The sequence below is a fragment of the Streptomyces sp. NBC_01451 genome, assembly GCF_036227485.1.
Taxonomy (GTDB): Bacteria; Actinomycetota; Actinomycetes; order Streptomycetales; family Streptomycetaceae; genus Streptomyces.
In genome coordinates, this window is record NZ_CP109479.1 from 9576896 (window position 1) to 9598397 (window position 21502).

Sequence of the window (21502 nt, forward strand, 5' to 3'; positions counted from 1 at the left end):
TGACGCACGACCGCGTGAATCCGCACCAGACGATCATGAAAGTGTCCGGATATGGGGCGCACACCCGACGCCGCCAGTGCGGTGCGCGCGTCCGGCACCAAGATCTCCGGCTGCGACAACCCTGAACCGGACGTGGCAGTCGATGAGTTCGGTGGCTACCCAGCGCTCAGTCGACGTCCTGATCAGTCACGCACGGTGAAAGTCGAAGGACTGCTGGAGACGCCGCCGAGCCTGATGACGCGCCCTTTCCGGCGGCGGCCGCGCACGACCGTCGCACCGGAAGGGACGGTCGGGTTCAGCGAGCGGCAGGCGCCAGGTCGGCGGCGTCCAGGCGCATGGTGGTCGGTCCGTCCCACGTCTGCGGTGTCACGTGCAGCCGCTGGATGTCCGGGGAATCGGGATCGGCCAGGATGCTCCGACAGTGGCACGGCTCGTCGTCGAAACCGGCGAACCGGTAGGCGACCTCCATCATGCGGTTGCGGTCGGTGGGGCGGAAATCGGCGAGGAAGTGCACTCCTGAGCGGGCCGCCTGGTCCGCCAGCCACGCGAGCAGCACCGCACCGGCGCCGAACGAGACGACTCGGCAGGAGGTGGCCAGCAGTCGTAGGTGCCAAACGTCGGGGTACTTCTCGATGAGAATCACCCCGACGGCACCGTGCGGGCCGAACTTGTCGGTCAGCGACGCCACGAGAACCTCGTGGTACCGATCGTCCATCAGTCCGCGCAGCGTCTCGTCCGAGTAGTGCACGCCCGTGGCGTTCATCTGGCTGGTGCGCAGCGTGAGTTCCTCGACCCTGCTCAACTGCTCGCCGGTCGCCTGATCGATGCGCAACACCAGGCCGAGCGAGCGCAGGAAGTCCTCGTCCGTGCCGCTGTATCCGGCACGCTCGGTGTCGCGCCGGAATCCGGCCTGGTACATCTGTCGACGCTGGCGGGAGTCGACCGTGCTCGTTGCGGGGGTGAACTCCGGCAGGTCAGCCAGGGTCAGGGCCGCTTCGGCCGGATAGCAGGCCACTTCGGGCAGGTGGTATGCCACCTCGGCGCGCTCAGCCGGCTGGTCGTCGATGAACGCGATCGTGCCCAGCGCGAAGTTCAGCGTGTCGGCGATGCGACGGACCGCCTCGGACTTGGGTCCCCAGCCGATCTGTGGCAGGACGAAGTACTCCGCCAAGCCGAGCTCCTCGAGTCTGGCCCACGCGAGATCATGATCGTTGCGGCTGCACACCGACTGCAGGATGCCACGGGAGTCGAGATCGATGACCATCTTGCGGATCGAGTCATCGACCACCACCACGCCGTCCTCCAGCAACGTGCCCTGCCACAGGGTGTTGTCGAGGTCCCAGACCAGGCACTTCACCGTGCTGCTCATGTCCGCCCTTCTCTCACGTGTCGGCCAGCACGTGATCGGCCAGCAGGAGCTGACACATCTCGTTGCTGCCCTCGATGATCTCCATGCACTTCGCGTCGCGGAACGCGCGCGCCACGGCAGTCCCGTCGCGGGTGCCGGCGGACGCCAGCACCTGCACGGCGATCGCGGCGCCGCGCGCCGCCTCGGTGGCGCCGACGTGTTTCGCCAGCACCGTGGCCAGCACCTGGTCCGGGGAACCCTCGTCCCAGCAGCGGCTGGCGTGCTCACACGCGCGGGTGGCGTTCTGCTCGGCCACGAGCAGAGCGGCCAGGTGTCCCGCGACGAGCTGGTGGCCACCGAGCGGCTTGCCGAACTGTTCGCGGGTGCGCGCATGCGTTCCTGCGGCGGTGAGGCAGGCACGCAGGATGCCGACACAGCCCCACGCCACCGACATCCGGCCGTACGCGAGGGCGGTGGTGATCAGCAGCGGCATGAACTGCCCACCGCCGCCCAGCAGGTGTTCCGCCGGGACCCGCACATCGCTCAGGTGCACGTCGGCATGGCCAGCGGCGCGGCAGCCGAGCGGATCGCCAATCCGTTCCACCCGTACGCCGGGAGCGGTGGTGGGCACTACGACCGCTCCCGCGCCGCCGTCGTCGAGAATGCCGAAGACCACGATGAGGTCGGCGTACGCGGCGGCCGTCGACCAGGTCTTGGTTCCGGTGACGACGACGGAATCGCCGTCGCGGACGATGCGCGTCGTGATCGCCGACAGGTCGCTGCCGGCTCGGGGCTCGCTGAACGCCACCGCGGCGAGGTCGCCGCCGGTGAGCCGGTCGAGCAGGGCGGCCCGCTGGCCGACGGTGCCGAGCCGGTCGACAGTCCAGGCGGCCATGCCGTGCGAGGTCATGACGCTGCGCAGCGAGGAGCAGAGGCTGCCGACGTGTGCGGTGAACTGCCCGTTGCGGGCGCTGTCCCAGTCCAGGCCCCCGTGTGCGGCCGGAACCTGCGGGCACAGGTATCCGGCGCTGCCGAGCTTGGTCAGCAGGTCCCGGGGCAGCACGCCGCTACGGTCCCAGTCCTCCGCCTGCTCGCCCACCAGTCCGGTGACCATCGTCCGGGCCGCGGTCAGCGCGTCGGTCACTGCGCACCCTGCAGGCGCTGTACCAACGCCACCATGCTGGCGACCGTCCGGAAGTTGTCGAGGCGGAGGTCGGCGCCCCGGATGGAGATCCGGTACGTCTGCTCCAGGTGTACAACGATCTGCATGGCGAACAGCGATGACAGACCACCAGAGGCGAACAGGTCGACCTGTGGATCCCAGGAGCGCTTGGTCTGTGCCTTGAGGAACGCCAGAACGTCCTTCTCCACCTGACCACTGTCGGCCAGGTCGTGCTGCACTGCTTTGCTGTCCATAGCTTCCATCACAATTCTCCGTCTTATGTCGTGGGCCGGTCAGTTGGCGTACTCGTAGAAGCCGCGTCCGGACTTGCGGCCGTGGTGGCCCAGCCGGACCTTCTCCAGCAGCAGGTCGCAGGGGCGGCAGCCGTCGTCGCCGGTGCGCTCGTGCAGCACCTTCAGCGAGTCGACGAGGTTGTCGATGCCGATGAGATCGGCGGTGCGCAGCGGCCCGGTGCGGTGACCGAGGCAGTTCTCCATCAGGGTGTCGACGGCCTCGGCGCTTGCGGTGCCCTCCTGCACGATGCGGGCCGCGTCGTTGATCATCGGGTGCAGGAGGCGACTGGTGACGAACCCGGGGGCGTCCGCGACGACGATCGGCTCCCTGCCCAGCGCGGCCAGGCATCGGTTCAGCGAAAGCATGGTGTCCTCGCCGGTGCGGGCCCCGCGGATGACCTCGACCGTGCGGATCAGGTACGGCGGGTTCATGAAGTGGGTGCCGACGACCTCGTGCGGGCGCTGCGCGTACCCGGCCAGCTCGTCGATCGGGATCGACGACGTGTTGGAGACCAGCGGTGTGCCCGGGCGTACGGTCGCGGAGAGCTCAGCCAGCACCTTCGCCTTGATCTCGAGGTCCTCGGTGGTGGCCTCGATGACAACGGTGGCGTCGCCGGCGCCGACGGTCGTGGTGGCCGTCTCCAGCGGGCCGGTCACCGCGTCCTCGCGCAGTCCGCCCAAGAGCTGAGCTATCCGCAGTTCGTCCTCGATGCGGGTGCGGGCATCCGTTAGCCGAACGGGGTCCACGTCGATCAGCAGCACGGGCAGGCCACGGGAGAGCGCGAGGGTGGCGATGCCGACCCCCATGACGCCCGCGCCGACCACGGTGATGCGCTCACCGGGTTCTATGTTCATGTCACGTCAGCCTCTCAGTGATGGTCAGGACAGGATCTGGTCGAGCCACGCGGAGACGGCGCCGCTGGTCGTGTCGGCGTGTTTCTCGAGCATCGAGAAGTGGTCGCCGGGCACGTCGACGACCGTGGTCGCGCCGGGCCAGCGCGACTGCCACTCGCCGAACGACGGCTCGGCCTCTCCGGGCGGGCTCGACGCGCGGACCAGCAGGGTGGGTGCCGCGACGGTGGGCGGCCGGTAGTCGTCGAGGATGCGGAAGTACTTGCCCATCGCGGTGAGCCGGGTGCTGTCCATCGGCACGGCCTGTTCCTCACGGTCGAACATGCCGCCCAGCAGGACGCTGTTGAACTGGTTCATCGCCTTGTCGGTGGCCAGGTACGTGTCGAGCAGCACCACGCCAGCCGGCTGTATGCCGCGCTTCTCCAGTTCCGAGGCGACGCCGTGGGCGGCGATGCCACCGGAGGACGAGCCGAGCAGCACCAGCCGCCGGTCCGTGCCGAGCCGCGCGACGATCTCCTCGGTCTGGTACTCGAGCATCGCCGCCATGCTCGCCGGCACATGCTGGCCGGGGGAGAAGCCGGGGGCGAAGACCGCGCTGGCGCCGTAGGTGCCGCGGAACCGCGCGAGGAACCGGGCGTACTGGTGGCCGCCGCCGAGCGCGACCAACGAGCCGAAGCAGACCAGTTCCGGGGCGTCGTCGTGCACGGCGACGCGCAGCAGCTCCGGCGGCTGCGCCGAGTCTCGCAGCTCGGCAGCGTTGCGGAATTCGGTACGCAGAGCGGAGGCGTTCTTGAGCAGGTCGATCGCCTCGTCCGGCTTGCCGTGCAGGGCGAGCTGCCGGAACAGCGTGCTGACCGGGTCGCCGTCGGAAGCGGTCGGAGCTGGAGCCGCCGGCTGGATGCCGGGCTGTGTGGCGGCGGGCCGTTCGGCGGCGGCGGTCATCGCCCATTCCGTACGGACCAGTTCGGCGAGCTTTGCGGGTGTGCCACTGGAGAATACGACGGTCGGGAGCAGGTTCAGCCCGGTGACCGCGGCGAGGCGGTTGCGTAGTTCGAGCGCGGTGAGCGAGTCGAAGCCGACCGACAGGAACGCGTCCTCGGCACCGACCACGGTGGCGTCGACGTGCCCGAGCACGTGGGCGGAGTGCGCGCGGACGGCTTCGAGGAGGAGGTCGAGCTGCTCATCGGAGTTCGCGGTGGCGAGCCGCTCGCGCAGCTGCGGGTCCACGGCGGTGGTGACGGCGTCGGCGGTGTCGGCGGTGCGCACCAGTGCACGCAGCAGATGCGGCACCAGCGCGTCGCGGAACGCGCCCAGGTCCAGCGTGACCGGGGCGAGGACCGGGTCGGTGCGGGTCATCGCCGCGTCGAACAGCGCGGTACCGGTCGCGGTGGTCAGCGGCAGGACACCACCGCGGGTCATCCGGCCGGCGTCGGACAGCGCCTCAGTCACGTCGCTGCGCTGCTCCCACGGTCCCCAGGCGAGCGACGTGCCGGGCAACCCCGCGCGTTGCCGGACGCTCATCAGCGCCTCGACGGCGCCGTTCGCGGCCCCGTACGCCGCCTGGCCGAGCCCGCCGAACAGGCCGGCCACCGACGTGCAGACGACGAAGGCACGCAGCGGCAGGCCCTGGGTCGCTTCGTGCAGATTCCACGTGCCGTCCACCTGGGGCGCCAGCACGCCGCTGAGTCGCTGCGGGGTGACGTCGGCGAACAGCGCGTCGTCGATCACACCGGCGGCGTGCACGACCGCGGTCACCGGGTGCTCGGCGGGGACGCCGGCCAGAACCGCGTCGAGCGCGGCCCGGTCGGTCACGTCGCACGGCACGGCGGTGACCTGCGCCCCGGCGTCGGTGAGTTCGGCGATCAGCTCACCGACCCCGGGCGCGGCCGGTCCGCGGCGGCTGAGCAGCAGCAGGTGACGGACGCCGTGCTCGTTCACCAGGTGCCGGGCGAGGATGCCGCCGAGTACGCCGCCGGTGATCAGCACGGTGCCGGTTCCGTCGAACGCGGGGTCCCGGTCGCCGTCGGTGGCGGGCGGTGCCTGGCACAGCCGGGGCACGAGGATTCTGCCTGCCCGCAGTGCCGCCTCGGGTTCGTCGTCGGCGAGCAGGGTGGGCAGCAGATCCGCGGTGGCGGCAGGGTCGTCGGAGTCGACCAGCACGATGCGCCCCGGATACTCCTGCTGCACGGAGCGGACCAGGCCGTGTACGGCCGCACCGGCCACGTCGAGGGGCTCGTCGCCGAGCCCGGTCGCGCCGCGGGTGAGCACGACGAGAGGCGGGGTGGAGTCGGCCGGGCGCTCGAGCCATGCCTGCAGGTGTCGCAGGACGTCGGTGGTCGTCTCGTGCACAGACGCGGCGGTGGTGTCGGCGGCCGGCGGGCAGGCCAGCAGCACCGCGTCCAGGCCGGCGACTTCACCGACGGCTTGTGGGGTATCGGCCGGGATCAGGCGGGGGTCGTCCGAGCCGAGCCGGTCCCACAACCCGTACCCGGGGATCCCTGCGGTACCGTCGAGCGCGTTCCATTCGATCCGGTACAGCGAGTCGGTGGCGGGGCGCAGCGAGTCGAACGACGCGGTGCGCATGGTGAGCGTGCCGACGGTGACCACCGCGCGGCCGTCCCCGTCGGTGACACGCAGCGAGAACGCGTCCGGGCCGGTCGAGCGCAGCATGACGCGCAGGACCTGGCCGGCCCGGGCGCCGGTCCAGAGACGTACCTGCTGCCAGGCGAACGGCAGCGGCATCCCGGTTGCGACGGTCTGCTGCCCGGTGGCACCCCACTCGGCGGCGTTACACAGCGTGGCGGTCTGCAGGAACGCGTCGATCAGCGCCGGATGCATCGCGAAGCCGTCTTCGGCGATCTCCGGCAGCATCACCTCGGCGAAGATCTCGTCGCCGCGCGACCAGGCCGTACGCAGGCCGCGGAACATGGGGCCGTACTCCACCCCGCGCTCCCGCAGCAGGCGGTACAGCTCGCCGATGCGCATCTCGCGCGCGTCGTCCGGCGGCCACGTCGTGGCTTTCCGGGCGGGCGGCTGTGCGGCGGACGGAGCGAGCATGCCGAGGCCGTGACTGGTCCACTCGGCGTCGGGGCCGCCCTGTTCGGTCCGGGAATGGATCTCGACGGTACGGCGTCCCGCGTGGTCCGGGACGCCCGCCGTCAGGCGCAGCTGCACACCGTCGTCACCGCCGGGCAGCAGCAACGGGGCGGCGAGGGTCAGCTCTTCGACGAGGGCGCAGCCGAGCTGCGCGCCGACGTGCGAGGCCATCTCGACGAAGGCGACACCGGGCAACCGGACGGCGCCATGGATCGCATGGTCGGCGAGCCACGGCTGTCCGGAGACCGACAGCCGACCGGTGAACACGGTGCCGCCGGTGCCCGGCAGCTCGACAGCGGCGCTCAGCAGTGGGTGGCCAGCGTCACGCTGGCCCATGGACGCGGGGTCGCCACCGGCCCGGGTCGCGTCGAGCCAGTAGCGCTGTCGCTGGAACGCGTACGTGGGCAGGTCGACACGGCGGGCGCCGGTGCCCTCGTACGCCGGGCGCCAGTCGACGCTCAGCCCGGCCACGTACGCCTGCCCGAGTGAGGCGAGCAACCGGACACTGCCACCGTCGTCGCGGCGCAACGTCTCGATGAGCGCGAGGTCGACGAAACCGGCGTCGGCGGCCGCGTCCTGCAAATTGAAGGTGAGCGTGGGGTGCGGGCTGACCTCGACGAACGTACGGTATCCGGCGCCGAACAGCAGCCGCGCGGCGTCGTGGAACAGCACGGTCTGCCGCAGGTTGCGGAACCAGTACGCGGCGTCGAGCGCGGCCGGCTCCACCCATTCGCCGTCCACGGTGGACACCATCGGGACGGTGCCCTGGCGGGGCCGTACGCCGGCGAGCCCGGCCGGCAGGGACTCGCGGACCGCGTCGATGTCGGCGCTGTGCGGGGCGTAGTCGACCGAGGTCCGGAAGGCCAGCACGCCCGCCTCGGCGAGAAAGTCGTCGAGCGCCGGGGCCTGACCGGCGAGGACCACGGTACGGGGTCCGTTGACGGCGGCGACGGAGAGCCGGCCGTCGTATTTGGCGATCATCTCCTCGGCCTCGTCGACGGAGAGCATCACGGTGGCCATGCCGCTGTTCCCGGTCAGAGTGGCGAGGGCGCGACTGCGGCATACGACGACTGTGGCGGCGTCCTCCAGCGACAGGATGCCGGCGACACAGGCGGCCGCGACCTCGCCCTGGCTGTGCCCGACGACGGCGGCCGGCTCGATCCCGTGGGCCTGCCACACCGCGGCCAGGGACACCAGAACGGAGAAGAGAACCGGCTGCAGGACCCGCACGTCCTCGATCGAAGGCGCGCCGGGGTCCTGCCGCACCACGGAGACCGGGGACCAGTCGAGGTGCGGGGCGAGGACACGCTCACAGTCGGCCATCCGCGCGGCGAACGCCGGTGAGCTGTCCAGTAGTTCACGGGCCATGCCGGGCCATTCGGCGCCCAGGCCGGGGAAGACGAACACGGCCTTGCCGGGCTTCGCCGGGGCGGTGCCGAGCACGGTCGCGGTGCCCGCTCTGTCGGGAGGCATGGCCTCGTCGCGAGACACTGCGGCGAGCGTGGCGAGCAGGTCGTCGCGGTCGGCGCCGACGACGACCGCCCGCTCGGCGAAGCGGGAGCGGCCCTGCACGAGGGACAGCCCGATGTCGGACGGGTGCAGGCCGGGATCGGCGCTCACGTGGGCGTGCAGCCGGGCGGCCTGTTCGCGGAGCGCGGCACGGGTGCGCGCGGACAGCACCCACGCGACCGGGCCGTCGGTGCGCACCGGATCGGTGACGGGCTCAGCGGGAGCAGATTCGAGGATGAGGTGGGCGTTCGTGCCGCTGGCACCGAACGACGAGACGCCGGCCCGACGCGGGATGCCACGGTCCGGCCAGGGTGTCGCGGCACGCAGTAGCGTGACGTCACCCTCGGTCCAATCGACCTGGTCGCTGGGCTCGTCGATGTGCAGCGATCGGGGCAGGACGCCGTGGCGCAACGCCAGCACCATCTTGATGACGCCGCCGACGCCGGCCGCGGCCTGGGCGTGGGTGAGGTTCGACTTGAGTGATCCCATCAGCAGCGACCGTCCGGCGGGCCGGTCACGGCCGTAGACGTCGAGCACGGCCTGCGCCTCGATCGCGTCGCCGAGCACGGTGCCGGTGCCGTGCCCTTCGATCGCGTCGACGTCGGCCGGGGCCAGCCCCGCGTTGTCGAGCGCCTTGCGGATGACGCGGCGTTGCGCGGGGCCGTTCGGGGTGGTGAGCCCGTTCGACGCGCCGTCCTGGCCGACGGCGGAGCCGCGGATGACGGCCAGTACCGGGTGGCCGTTGCGGCGTGCGTCGGTGAGCCGTTCGAGCACGACGACGCCGACGCCCTCGCCGAACGCGGCGCCGTCCGCGCTGGACGCGAACGACTTGCAGCGGCCGTCGCCGGCGAGACCGCCCTGCCGACGCGCGCCGCTGAGCATGCCGGGCGTGTTCATCACGGTCACGCCGCCGGCGAGCGCGAGCGACGTGTCGCCGGAGCCCAGTGCCTGGCAGGCGAGGTGGATGGCGACCAGCGAAGACGAGCAGGCGGTGTCCAGGCTGACCGCGGGGCCCTCCAGCCCGAGCAGGTACGACACACGCCCGGAGACGACGCTGGGGATGGTGCCGGTGCCGAGAGACCCGGCCGGCTTCTCCGGGATCCGGCCGAGCCGGGTGCCGTAGTCGCTGTTGACGACGCCGGCGTAGACCCCGGTGTCGCCGCCGCGCAGGCGGTGCGGGTCGATGCCGGCGCATTCGACGGCCTCCCAGCAGACCTCCAGCAGCAGCCGCTGCTGCGGGTCCATGGCGAGCGCCTCACGCGCCGGGATGCCGAAGAACTCGGCGTCGAAGTTCAACGCGTCCCGCAGGAAGCCGCCCCGCAGGGCGGGGATATCGGCCGAGGCGGGAGCGGGCAGGTTCCAGCCGCGGTCGGTGGGGGCCTCGGTGACGCCGTCGCGCTCGGCGATCAGCAGGTCCCACATCTCCTCCGGGGTGCTGACACCACCGGGGAACCGGCAGGCCATGCCGATGATCGCCACCGGCTCCCGGTGCCGGTCAGCGAGCGCTCCGATGTCCTGCTGCAACCGCTGGTTGTCCTGAAGTGCGGCGCGTGGTGCCTCGACAACGTCATCTGCCGCCATGGCGGTCCTCTCCTCGTCGGACTGGTCAGTCACGGCCGTCACCGAATGCCATGCGGACCAGGCCGTCCACGTTCATGGTGTTGATGGGCGCCGTCGCGGCCGCGGCGACGGGAACGGTCGCAGGCTCCGGTTCCTACAGCCGAAGCAGCCCTTCGAGCAGGCCCGCGGCCCGCAGCCGCTGCGGGGATCCGGTGGTCGGCCGCCGTCGGACGGTCTCGTCGTCGGTGGCCGGGTCCGGTGTCGGCGGGGCGGACGCCGGTGGTGCCGACTTCCCGGCGATGAACGCGGCCGCGCCCTCGGGGGTCGGGCGGTCGAACGCGAGCGTCGCGGGCAGGCGCAGCCCGTTGGCGGCATTGAGCTGGTTGCGCAGCTCGACCGCGGTCGGCGAGTCGAGTCCGAGGTCCCTGAACACGAGCGCGGTTTCGGCTGCGGCGACTCCGACACAGCGCGGCACCCGCACCATCTTGTCTCGGACCAGGTCCTCGACCAGGACCGTACGCTCGGCGGCCGACAGCGTGGACAGCCGTCGCCGCAGCCCGCCGGCCTCGGCGGTGCCGAAGCCGGCCGCGCGCCGGGCCACTCTGCGGACCGCACCGCGCAGCAGAGGGCACCGCGGTCGCGGTCATCGGCGTGTGCCGCCGGTTCGGATCCAGCCGCACCCGTACGAGCACCGCGTCCGCCCCCGCCCGCGGCGCCCCGTCGAAGAGCGCGAGCCCTTCGGTGTCGGAGAACGCCGCCGGCCCGCCGCGGGTCAGCCGGTGCCGGGTCGGGTCGGCGAGGCTGCCGGTCATCTCGCTGCGCTGTTCCGACAGTTCCCCACGCGAGGGACCGGCCGGGCAGGCCCTGGGGCTGCCTGCGGGCGGCCAACGCGTCCAGGAACACGTTCGCGGCGGCATGGTTCGGCTGCGTTGCCGCGGATCCATCGCAGCCGCCTCGCGCGGTGAGACACTGAAGAAGTCAGCGTCGAACGCCGCCGGGTCGTCGAGGAACGCGCCGTGGCGGGCGGCAGTGCCCGCCACGGCGGCCAAGTCCCAGTGGTGCGACGCAACTTCTCTTCGTTGTCCATCGGGTGTCACCTCGACGAGTTCCTGGATGCTTCAGGCGGGCAGTAGGTCGCAGACGTCGGAAGACGTACGTCGGCGTCGAGCCGCAGATGCGATCGTCGGCGACAGGATCCATTCACTGCCTCGCCCTGATCACACCAAGGATTTTTTGCGAACCGCACCCACGCGACAACCCCTCATCGAGATCGCGAGACCCCTAGAAATCAGGGGTTGCCGATGGGTGGAACCGGCACCCACTGTTGCCCACCATGAGCCAGGGACACAGCACCGGAGTTTTCTGGAGATGGTGGGCCGCCAGCGCGGTAAGCGCGACCGGCTCCGCCGTCACCGCGATCGCGCTTCCGCTGACCGCACTGATCGCGCTGAACGCCAACGCGTTCGAGATGGGAGTGATCTCGGCCGCCGGCAGCGTCGCCTGGCTCGTTATCGGGTTGCCGGCCGGTGTCATCGTGCAGCGCCTGCCACTGCGCGAGATTCAGGTGACCACCGATCTGGCCCGTGCCGTCGCTCTGGTCTCCGTTCCAGTCACCTGGTGGTGGGGTCATCTGACCCTCGTTCATCTGGTTGTCGTTGCCCTGGTGATCAGCTTCGGCACAGTGCTCTTCGACGTCGCGAGCGAGACCTTCTTGCCGAACGTGGTCGAGCGCGACCAATTGGAGTCGCGCAACAGCCTCCACTCCGCCACCTTGGCCGTCACACAGGTCAGCGGCCCGTCGCTGGGTGGCGTGGCCGTCCAGCTTCTCGGTGCGGTGCCGACGCTCCTGGTCGACGCCTTGAGTTATCTGGGATCGGCCCTGCTGGTGAGGTCTCTCCCAGCCGTCGCCACCGGCAAACCTGCAAGTTGGCCGCCGGTCCGTGCCATGATCCGCGAGGGCTGGCGCTTCGTGTCCCGGCACCCGGTCATGGCGCCATGCACATGGTCGGCGACGGCACTCTGCGTGGCTTGCGGCGCCCAGATTGCGCTCGTTCCGCTGCACCTGGTGCGCACCCTGCACGCTCCGCTGGGACTGGTGGGCGTCCTGCTCGCCGCCGAGGGCATCGGCTCGCTGGTCGGCGCGGCAATGACGCCGAGACTCACCGGCCGGTTCGGTTCGGCGCGGGTGCTGCTGCTTTCCGGCGTCGTGTGCATCGTCGGCGCCGTCCTGGTGCCGCTGGGCAGCGGTGTGATGGGTTACCTGTCATTCGCCGTCGGCAGCGCGCTCTTCAACGGGGGTCTGGTTCTACTGAGCATCGTCACCCGCACCTACCGTCAGGTTGCCAGCCCGCCCGAGCTGCTGTCCCGGGTGATGGCGACGGTCCGGTTCGTGACCTGGGGCGCTGTGACGGTGGGTGGCCTGGTCTTCGGCGCACTCGCAGGCTTCTACGGCAGCGAGGTCGCCTTGCTGACCTCGGTCGTCGCCGTCATGGCGGCCGCGCTCATCCTGGTCTTCTCACCCATCAGAAGCCTGCGTGACCTGACCGACCATCCGGGGCGGGCGTCCGATACACAGCCCGACATCAACGTTCCGGCGTGACCGGCGATAACAGCCGGCACCGGGATCAGACCTCGTCCGACCGGATCCGCTGAAGGATCTGCACCGGCTGCCGACACGTTGTTCAGGCAGCGCGCCACCAGCGCCGGATGGATCGAGCCGGAAAGCGAGCACGGGAAACCCGGGGCCTGAGAAGGCAGTAAGTCGATCAGGATCCCGCGGTCGGCCAGCCTCTTGAGCGTCAGTCGGACGGTGTTGACGTTGCTGGGCGCGGCCCGTCCGAGGAGGGGGACACGCAGGTGCCGCTGCTGGCGCAGTTGCCGCCCACGGTGCACGACTTTGCGGCCCACGATGCGGAAACCCGGGAGCTCGTGTCGCTGCTCACCTCGCCCCGCGCGGCCGGAGCGCACACCGTACCCGCCGCCGTCATCACCGGTGGGCCGGGAGCCGGCAGGACGAGCCTGCTGCTGCGCGTCGCCCATGCCGTGCGCCCCGACTTCCCGGACGGCCGACACTACGACAGTATCGGGCACACCGATGCCGCCGGCCGGTTCCTCGCCGGGCTCGGCGTACCGGAGCATGGCATCCCGTGCGGCAGCGCGGATCGGTTCGCCAAGTGCCGCTCCGTCATCGCCCAGTGCCGCGTCTCGTCGTCCTCTACGACGTCACATGAGGGTCGCAGGTCGCCCCGCTGACGCCCGGCAGTGGCGAGAATCGGGTACTGGTCAGCAGCCGATACCGGCTCGTCGACCTGGAACGGTCGCGCACGATCCAGCTCGACACCCACGACGACGTGGCGTCGCTTGAACTGCTCGCGCGTGCATGCGTGCACGTGTGCGCCAGGCCGCTGCTGGCGCTGCGCGTGGGGGAATTACGATTGGCGCACCGGCCGAACCACCGGCTCGACGCTTTCGCACGCCGACTGGCGGATCCCCAGTGAGTCCTCGATGAGCCGCAGTTCGGTGGCTTGGCCGTGAGCACGACGACCTGGTCGGCCGCGGCCGAGACAGCACCGAGCTGCGCACCGTTCTGCGCCGCCTTGGCATGATCACCGATCGCTGCATCCGGCCGCAGACGGTCGGCGCGCTGCTGGAGATCCCACCGGAACGCGCGGAGTAACTGCTTGACGATCTCGCGGATGCGCACCTTTTCAGTAGTGCCGAACACGTCGGTTGTCACCGGATGCCGCGGCCGACCTGGCGGTACGGCTGCGAGCGGACGTACCGTGATCAAATATCGGGCTACTGCATCGCGGCGATCGGGCGGCTCGCCCGGAACCGCCTCACCATGACCGAGCCGGAGTGCGTCGGCCGCTCGCGGAACGGTAGCAAGCAGCCGACGGCCCCTGACGGTCGCCAACCGGACGTCCTGACCGGCATGCATTCGGCCGCGGCGCGGCTGCTGCCGGAATCAGGGCCTACGGCGCAGCAGCGTGATGCCGTCGGCCGCGGCAAGCATGCTGACATCCACCCGCTCGTCGGTGTGCAACCGGGTGTTGAGTTCCCGGATCGCTTTGGTGTCGGGGTCCTGGGCCGCCGGGTCGGCCACCCGGCCGAAGAAGAGGGTGTTGTCCACGACGATCAGCCCGCCCGGCCGCACCAGCGGGAGACTCAGCTCGTAGTACCAGGGGTAGCCGACCTTGTCTGCGTCGATGAAGACGAGATCGAAGCCGTCCGGGCCCTCCTCGGCCAGCAGCTTCGCCAGTGTCTCCCGGGCGTCGCCGACTCGCAGGTCGATGCGGTCCGCCACGCCGGCCCGCTCCCAGTAGTCGGCACCGATCGACGGCCACCGGTCGGTGATGTCGCAAGTGACCACACGCCCGCCAGTGGGCAGCGCCCGGGCCAGGCACAGGGTGCTGTAGCCGGTGAACGTGCCGATCTCCAGAACCGAGCGGGCGTTGACGAGACCGGCGAGCAGCGCGAGGAACTGGCCCTCCTCGGCAAGTACTTGCATGGCCACGCCGGCGGGCAGGCCGGCGGTCTCCTCGCGGAGTTCGCGCAGGATGTCGTCCTCGCGCAGGGACACCTCGCGGACGTACTCGGCGAGGCGGGGGGTGATGTCGATCTGGTCAGCCACGGTGCTCCTTCGGGTCGGGTCGGGCGGGTGTGTCGGTCAGGACCTCGCCGAGGCTGTTGCCACGGGTTCGGGGGCTCGACATCGCCGTGTCGCTGCACCACACGCCGATGTCTGCGGGCGCCGTCGCGGTTGCTGTGAGCGGTGGGAGGCATGCCCCCCACGCACCCGATCTCGACGAGGAACTCGCGTCTGTACCTGGCAGCATCGAGGTCCTGGTTCAGCTGCCGCCCGGCGTTGAGGTAATACGACATGGGCCGACCCGCTCCCGGGAATTTCCACAGGATGGCGCAGCCCATTTTGGCAGCGCAAAATATCGTTTCGACAGCGTGGCATCGACTCAACAGAATTGCTCGCCGCATTCAGGCACGCCGCCAGGGAAAATGGATTGTCGAGCATTCTTGGCTCGCTGTGATCGCCGTAATTCCGTCATGCGAGGGCGCCGCCCGACTCGGGACGGGGGACGCCCATGTCCAGTGCGCCAAAATACGCTGGCACCGTTCAACGATTGCGCGCCAACCGTCCGGGCGGCGCACAAAGTCGTTTTGCCTGTTATTCAGGGTGGGCGCGGGGTGGGCGGATCGGCGTTCGCAGTTCGTCGGATTCCGTGGCGACCGTGACGCGTCCCCCGTGACGGGTAGTGATCGTTTCGGGGGTTGGGGGAGTCTGTTCATGGCGTATCACCGACTCACCGGGTGTGATTGTGGGTGATGACTGCGGAGGTCGAGGACCGCAAAGCAGAAAGACGGTTCGGCCGTCGTGGCGGCGGGTCCGCGTGGCTTGTTGGGTAGGGTAATGGGGTTGAGACAGAACATTTTCGACGGAGAATGTCCTGTTCGGAGCGGATCCCCGTTGCGTCTCGACTGTTCCATGTCGCTTGTTGGTGACGTGGCTTTCTCGGGAACGGTCTGACGCTGCGGGTGGTCCTGATCGGCCGGGCGGCGGCGTTGTCGACTGCCGGCGGTGGGTTGTCGGAGTGTCTCGCCGAGATTGCGGATCCGCGGTCCGGCGGGGGATTCATCACTGGGTACCGACGATTCTGTTGTTGTGCACGGCGGCGGTGTTGTCGCGAAACGTGACATAGGCCGGGGGCACCGATTTCGTGGCGGGTGCGGGGCAGGAGTTGCCGGCGGCCCTGACGGCGGAGCCGGTCGCGCTTACCGCGCTGGCGGCCCACCATCTCCAGAAAACTCCGGTGCTGTGTCCCTGGCTCATGGTGGGCAACAGTGGGTGCCGGTTCCACCCATCGGCAACCCCTGATTTCTAGGGGTCTCGCGATCTCGATGAGGGGTTGTCGCGTGGGTGCGGTTCGCAAAAAATCCTTGGTGTGATCAGGGCGAGGCAGTGAATGGATCCTGTCGCCGACGATCGCATCTGCGGCTCGACGCCGACGTACGTCTTCCGACGTCTGCGACCTACTGCCCGCCTGAAGCATCCAGGAACTCGTCGAGGTGACACCCGATGGACAACGAAGAGAAGTTGCTGACCTACCTCAGGAAGGCCACGGAGGGACTCCGTGAGGCCCGGCAGCAACTGGCCGAGGTCGAGCAGCGGGAGGCTGAGCCGATCGCGATCGTCGGTATGGGCTGCAGGCTTCCCGGAGGTGTCGCGAGTCCTGAGGATCTGTGGCGGGTGATCGAGGCGGGCGGGGACGAGATCTCTGATTTTCCCACAGACCGCGACTGGCCCGTCGACCTCTACGATCCGGAGCCGGGCAAGCCGGGGAAGAGCTGCACGCACAAGGGCGGGTTCCTGCACGATGCGGCGGACTTCGACGCCTCCGTGTTCGGGATCAGCCCGCGCGAGGCTCTCGCGATGGACACGCAACACCGGCTGGCGCTGGAGACCTCGTGGGAGGCACTAGAGCGCGCGGGTATCGACCCCACTTCATTGCGGGGAAGCAAGACCGGTGTCTTCCTCGGGATCGTGTACAACGACTACAGCAGCCGCCTCAACGGCATCCCCGAGGAGGTGGCCGGCTACCTCAGTATCGGCACCTCGAACTGCATCGCCTCCGGCCGTATCTCCTACATTCTCGGTCTGCAGGGGCCCGCGCTCACTGTCGACACTGCCTGCTCCTCCTCGCTGGTGACGGTGCACCTGGCTGTCCAGTCACTGCGCCGTGGGGAGTGTTCGATGGCCCTGGCGGGTGGCGCGACCGTGATGCACTCGCCCGAGGCCTTCCTGGAATTCAGCACCCAGCGGGCCCTGTCGCCGGACGGCCGGTGCAGAGCGTTCTCGGCCGCGGCCGACGGCACCGGGTTCGCCGAGGGCGTCGCGGTGCTGGCGCTGGAGCGGTTGTCGGACGCCCGGCGCCTCGGCCACCCCGTGCTGGCCGTGGTGCGTGGCACAGCCGTCAACCAGGACGGTGCGAGCGGCCGTATGACGGCGCCCAACGGGCTCGCCCAGCAGCGGGTCATCGCCGACGCGCTGGAGAACGCGCGGCTGACGGCAGATCAGGTGGACGTGGTGGAGGCCCACGGAACCGGCACACCCCTCGGTGACCCCATCGAGGCGCAGGCACTGATCGCCGCCTACGGCCGCGGCCGATCCGCCGACCGCCCCCTGCGGCTCGGCTCGCTGAAGTCGAACATCGGTCACACCCAGGCCGCGGCGGGCGCCGCGGGAATGATCAAAATGGTGCTCGCGCTGAGCCACGACACCGTGCCCGCCACCTTGCACGTCGACGAGCCGACACCGCACGTCGACTGGTCGACGGGTGCGCTGGAGCTGGTCACGGAGCCGGTCGCCTGGCCCGCCGGAGACCGGCCACGCCGCGCGGGAGTGTCCGCCTTCGGTATGAGCGGCACCAACGCGCACGTCATCATCGAGGAGGCACCCGTGGCCGAGGAGCCGGAGAACGAGCAGGACACACGCCGAGCCGGCAACACCGCCGTTCCCTGGCTGCTCTCGGCCAAGACCCGGGAAGCGCTCCGCGCCCAAGCCGCGGTGCTCGTATCGCACGTGGCCGCCATACCGGAGCTCGAACCGTTGGACATCGGTTACTCGCTCGCCTCCTCCCGTGCGCTCATGGAGAACCGCGCAGTCGTGGTGGGCGAGACCCGGACCGAGCTCCTCACCGGACTGAGGACGCTCGCAGCAGGCGGCACGGCGGAGCACCTGGTCGAGAGCGCAGCATCGCGTGCCTCCGGAGCGGTGTTCGTCTTCCCGGGGCAGGGTTCGCAGTGGCCCGGTATGGCGCGCGGCCTGCTCGAGTCGTCGCCCGCGTTCGCCCGCCGTATGGAGGAGTGCGCGGGGGCGCTGGCACCTTTCACGGACTGGGACCTGCTGGAGGCCGCCAGGGGAGAGCCCGGTGCCCCGTCGCTGGATCGGGTCGACGTCGTCCAGCCCGTGTTGTGGGCCGTCATGGTCTCCCTGGCGGACCTGTGGCGCCACTACGGCCTGGAACCCTCGGCGGTGATCGGCCATTCGCAGGGGGAGATCGCCGCGGCATGCGTCGCCGACGCGCTGTCGCTGGAGGACGCCGCACGAGTCGTGGCGCTGCGCAGCCGGGCCATCGCGGACGAACTGGTCGGCGGGGGCGGCATGCTGGCCGTCTCGCTGTCGCCGGAGAAGGCGGCAGAACTGCTCGTACCGTGGGAAGGCAGACTGTCGCTGGCCGCTGTGAACGGCACCTCGTCGGTGGTGCTCTCCGGCGACGCGGACGCGTTGGACCGACTCGGCGGAGAGCTGAGGGCGGAGAGGATCCGGTACAGGCGGATCCCTGTCGACTACGCCTCCCATTCAGCCCATGTCGAGAAGCTCAGGGAACGTCTTCTCAAGGACCTCGCGGACATCCGCCCCCGCACCGCGAAGATCCCTTTCATATCGACGGTGACGGGGCAGCCGCTGGACACCCGCGCCCTGGACGCGGAGTACTGGTACACCAGCCTTCGGCAGACCGTCCTGTTCGAACAGGGAACCGGCGAACTGCTGCGGCAGGGGCAACGGCTCTTCGTCGAATGCAGCCCGCACCCCGTCCTGACCACAGCTGTCGAGGAGACGGGCGGGACAGCCGGCATTCGTGTGGCGGCCGTGGCTTCCCTCCGCAAGGACGACGGCGGCATGCGGAGGTTCGGCCTCGCGATGGCCGGTGCGTTCGGCTACGGCGCCCCCATCGACTGGAAGACCGAGTTCGAGGATCGCGGCGCCCGCCGCGTCGACCTGCCGACCTACGCGTTTCAGCGTCGCCGCTACTGGCTTCGAGCATCGGCGGGCGACAGCACGATCACGTCGACGGGCCTCGACCCGGTGGGACATCCGCTGCTGGGTGCCACCGTGTCCTTGGGGGAGACCGGTGGCATGCTGCAGGCTGGCCTGCTCGCGCCCGCCGTCCATCCGTGGCTGCTCGGTCCGCGTGTCGCGGGGACGCACACTGTTCCGGCCGGGGTGTTGGCGGAAATGGCGGTGCAGGCGGGCGACGGAGTCGGCTGCGCCAGTGTGGAGGAACTCACGCTGCACGCACCGCTCGCTGTTCCCTACCGCGGCACGGCAGCCCTGCAGATCTCCATCGGGCCGATCGGGGAGACAGGGCGGCGGTTGGCGATACATTCCCGGCCTGACGGAACCGCGACCTGGACGTGCCACGCCACCGGAGTCCTTGGGACGCGACAGCACGGGCGATCGGACGGATCCGCCGACCGGCTCGAACACGAACCGGCCGACTGGCCGCCGCCGGCAGCGACACCGGTGACCGCACAGGAGCTCCGGCCGATCCTCGCGGGTCCTGTCGGCGGATACGCGATGTTGCGCACGGCGTGGCGCCGCGGGCAGGACGTGTATGCCGAAGTCGCCCTGCGCGACACCGCTGACGAGCATTCCCCCTTCGGCCTGCATCCGGCCCTGCTGGACGCGGCGCTCAATACCGCACGCCTTGCGACTGGCCCGTCGGCAGGGCTCGCCCACCCTCCACTGGTGACCGAGTGGTCGCGAATCACCCTTCACGCCACCGGGGCGAGGACACTGCGGGTTCGCCTCACGCCCGACGACCGTGGTGGCTTTGCTCTCGCCGCGACGGACGAGTTCGGACAGACGGTGATCACTATCGGCTCCTTCGCTCACCGACCCCTCTCCACCGAAGCCCTCCCGGCTCCCGGTGCGACATCCTCCCGGCCCCCTGCCCGCCCACCGCGGGTGCCCCTCATCGCCCGGACCTGAATGAACACGACCTGGCGGCTCGGCTTTCCCCGGCCGCGTGTGCGGTCTGGCTGACCGACCTGGCGCGTACTCAACTCACCCACGTTCTCGGCCATGACGGACCTGCGGCTGTCGATGCCGTCGGCTCGCCGGCCGACCTCGGCCTCACCTTCGGCGCCGCCTCCATGTCCGCGGACGACTGCAGGTGGTCAGCGGGCCACAGCTGCCCGCCGCTTCAGCCGCCCATCTGCACGAACACCTTTTCCACGCGAACGCCCCCGAGCCGCACGACACTCCCAAGGACACGTCTATGGACCCTGTGACATCGAACGAGAAGAAACCCGTGGTGATCGTCGGAGCCGGGCCGTGCGGCCTGGCGGCCGCCTGCGAACTGCTTCAACTGGGCGTCCCCGTGCGGGTGCTGGAGAAGGAGTCCGAGCCTGGCGCCGGAACGCGCGCGATCCAGCTGTGGCCCCCGGCCCTGGAGGTCCTCGACCGGGTCGGCGTGCTTGCCGATGCACGTCGAAGGGGCGTGCGCATCAAGGCCAACGAGTACCACCTCGCCGGAGGCCGTCGGCTGCGCATCATGCTCGGTGACGAGAACGAGCCGCTCATTCTGCCGCAGGAGCAGACCACCCAGCTGTTGGAAGAGGCATTGGAGCGGCTGGGCGGCCGCGTCGAGCGCTCCATGAGAGTCGTCGCTGTCGAATCCGGCCCCGGCTCCGTCTCCGTCAAGGCGCATGGACCCGACGGAGTGGAGCTGATCGAGGCGGATTGGCTGATTGGTGCCGACGGCGTACACAGCGTGGTGCGCGAACAGTTGGGCATCGAATTCGCCGGCGAGCGCGTGCCGATGACCCTCATGGTCGCCGAAGGCCGGGTGGCCGGGCGGTACGACCGTGCGAGTGCCCATTTCTTCCTCGGCCGGACCGGCTCGGCGGTGTTCGTGCCGATGCCCGGCGACACGGTCCGCATCGCCGGCGCCATTCCTCCAGACGTCTCGCTGACCAGCAAGACCGTCCAGGAAATCCTCGACGAGCGCGGGCCGGGTGCGCTGCGCGTGGAAGAGCTGGACCTGGTCACCACCTTCGGCAGCTCGGAGCGCATCGCGGCGACCTTCAGGGAGGGCCGCTGCTTTCTCGTCGGCGACGCGGCCCACACCCATGTGCCGTTGGGCAGTCAAGGACTCAGCCTCGGCCTCCAGGATGTGCACAACCTCGCGTGGAAGCTCGCCGGCGTCATCGACGGACGGCTCGACCCACGCGTCCTTGACACCTACGACGCCGAACGCCGCCAAGCTGCCGGGCAGATCGTTCGCATGATCCATCAGGGGGCCGCGATCCTCACCGTCGGCCCGCTTGCCGCCCGCGTACGCAATGTGGTGTGCGACGCGCTGCAGGCCACAGGCACCCTGAGGCGTCGGCTCATCCCTCGGCTCGCGGGCTGGCGTACCAGTTACCCGAACGTGCTGCTGGGTCCGGACCCGATCGGCGCCCGTGGTCCGCGACGCCGTGTTTCGCGCCGCCGGATGCCTCAGCCGGGTTCGCGGATACCGCACGACGTCCCCGCGCAGCGGTCTGCGGTCACCGGCGGACTCCAGTTGTTGACCACCGGAGCACCGACGACACCGCTGGCCGCCAGGGCGCGGGAAACGGCACGTCGGAGACCGTCCGTGCTCACCCACGAGCATCGGCCAAGCGGAAGGACCGGATTCATGTTGTTGCGCCCGGACGGCTACGTCGCCGCAACTGGCAGGACCACAGCCGAACTCGACCGTCTGGAGCGGGTGCTGGAAGCACGACTGATTCCCGGAGGCGGTGAGAGCCATGCGGTCTGAGCGCGCACTGCCGGAGGTTCTCGGCGGGGTTGACCTGACGGATCAGTCGAGGTTCGCGGGCTTCCCGTACGAGCTTTTC

The 21502-nt window shown here is 70.1% G+C and carries 12 protein-coding genes and 1 pseudogene; 4 read left to right on the plus strand and 9 right to left on the minus strand.

The features are described 5' to 3' along the window. Positions 1-295: 295 nt before the first annotated feature. The 7 genes and pseudogenes from OG595_RS42365 to OG595_RS45545 all read right to left on the minus strand — a co-directional run. Positions 296-1369, minus strand: a complete 1074-nt coding sequence (locus OG595_RS42365; RefSeq protein WP_329281753.1) for an HAD-IIIC family phosphatase — start codon at positions 1367-1369, stop codon at positions 296-298. A 13-nt stretch (positions 1370-1382) separates the two neighbouring features. After that, complete coding sequence (locus OG595_RS42370) at positions 1383-2492, minus strand: acyl-CoA dehydrogenase family protein (protein WP_329281754.1); 1110 nt, start codon at positions 2490-2492, stop codon at positions 1383-1385. Further along, on the minus strand, positions 2489-2764 hold the full coding sequence (locus OG595_RS42375; RefSeq protein WP_329281755.1) for an acyl carrier protein: 276 nt from the start codon (positions 2762-2764) through the stop codon (positions 2489-2491). The genes OG595_RS42370 and OG595_RS42375 overlap by 4 nt, the downstream gene beginning before the upstream one ends. A 39-nt stretch (positions 2765-2803) precedes the next feature. Continuing rightward, positions 2804-3658: a 3-hydroxyacyl-CoA dehydrogenase family protein gene (locus tag OG595_RS42380; RefSeq protein WP_329281757.1), complete on the minus strand. Its 855-nt coding sequence runs from the start codon at positions 3656-3658 to the stop codon at positions 2804-2806. A 24-nt stretch (positions 3659-3682) separates the two neighbouring features. After that, positions 3683-9841, minus strand: coding sequence for a type I polyketide synthase (locus OG595_RS42385; RefSeq protein WP_329281759.1), 6159 nt, complete (start codon positions 9839-9841; stop codon positions 3683-3685). A 133-nt stretch (positions 9842-9974) separates the two neighbouring features. Then, positions 9975-10421, minus strand: coding sequence for an acyl carrier protein (locus OG595_RS42390; RefSeq protein WP_329281761.1), 447 nt, complete (start codon positions 10419-10421; stop codon positions 9975-9977). Between the two features lie 385 nt (positions 10422-10806). Continuing rightward, positions 10807-10917, minus strand: a pseudogene (locus tag OG595_RS45545) (hypothetical protein); the annotation flags it as partial. A 236-nt stretch (positions 10918-11153) separates the two neighbouring features. Between OG595_RS45545 and OG595_RS42395 the strand changes: the two are divergent. Both OG595_RS42395 and OG595_RS42400 read left to right on the plus strand, forming a co-directional pair. Beyond that, positions 11154-12419: an MFS transporter gene (locus OG595_RS42395; protein WP_329281763.1), complete on the plus strand. Its 1266-nt coding sequence runs from the start codon at positions 11154-11156 to the stop codon at positions 12417-12419. Positions 12420-12676: 257 nt separating this feature from the next. Continuing rightward, positions 12677-13072 (plus strand): hypothetical protein, encoded by a 396-nt coding sequence (locus OG595_RS42400; protein WP_329281766.1) that lies wholly within the window; start codon positions 12677-12679, stop codon positions 13070-13072. On the opposite strand, the gene OG595_RS42405 is transcribed toward OG595_RS42400, so the two are convergent. Both OG595_RS42405 and OG595_RS42410 read right to left on the minus strand, forming a co-directional pair. Beyond that, complete coding sequence (locus tag OG595_RS42405; RefSeq protein ID WP_329281768.1) at positions 13035-13556, minus strand: hypothetical protein; 522 nt, start codon at positions 13554-13556, stop codon at positions 13035-13037. The two genes, OG595_RS42400 and OG595_RS42405, sit on opposite strands and share 38 nt — an antisense overlap. Before the next feature lie 231 nt (positions 13557-13787). Further along, positions 13788-14453, minus strand: a complete 666-nt coding sequence (locus OG595_RS42410) for an O-methyltransferase (protein ID WP_329281771.1) — start codon at positions 14451-14453, stop codon at positions 13788-13790. A 1458-nt stretch (positions 14454-15911) separates the two neighbouring features. Between OG595_RS42410 and OG595_RS42415 the strand changes: the two genes are divergently transcribed. Continuing rightward, positions 15912-19607 (plus strand): type I polyketide synthase, encoded by a 3696-nt coding sequence (locus tag OG595_RS42415; protein WP_329281773.1) that lies wholly within the window; start codon positions 15912-15914, stop codon positions 19605-19607. Positions 19608-19896: 289 nt separating this feature from the next. Further along, complete coding sequence (locus tag OG595_RS42420; protein ID WP_329281774.1) at positions 19897-21423, plus strand: FAD-dependent oxidoreductase; 1527 nt, start codon at positions 19897-19899, stop codon at positions 21421-21423. The last annotated feature ends 79 nt before the right edge of the window (positions 21424-21502 follow it).

Excerpts from the sequence above, each read along its gene's own strand:
- OG595_RS42365 (WP_329281753.1), bottom strand. The coding sequence starts at position 1,369 with ATGAGCAGCACGGTGAAGTGCCTGGTCTGGGACCTCGACAACACCCTG.
- OG595_RS42375 (WP_329281755.1), bottom strand. The coding sequence starts at position 2,764 with ATGGACAGCAAAGCAGTGCAGCACGACCTGGCCGACAGTGGTCAGGTG.
- OG595_RS42380 (WP_329281757.1), bottom strand. The coding sequence starts at position 3,658 with ATGAACATAGAACCCGGTGAGCGCATCACCGTGGTCGGCGCGGGCGTC.
- OG595_RS42385 (WP_329281759.1), bottom strand. The coding sequence starts at position 9,841 with ATGGCGGCAGATGACGTTGTCGAGGCACCACGCGCCGCACTTCAGGAC.
- OG595_RS42395 (WP_329281763.1), top strand. The coding sequence starts at position 11,154 with ATGAGCCAGGGACACAGCACCGGAGTTTTCTGGAGATGGTGGGCCGCC.
- OG595_RS42415 (WP_329281773.1), top strand. The coding sequence starts at position 15,912 with ATGGACAACGAAGAGAAGTTGCTGACCTACCTCAGGAAGGCCACGGAG.
- OG595_RS42420 (WP_329281774.1), top strand. The coding sequence starts at position 19,897 with ATGGACCCTGTGACATCGAACGAGAAGAAACCCGTGGTGATCGTCGGA.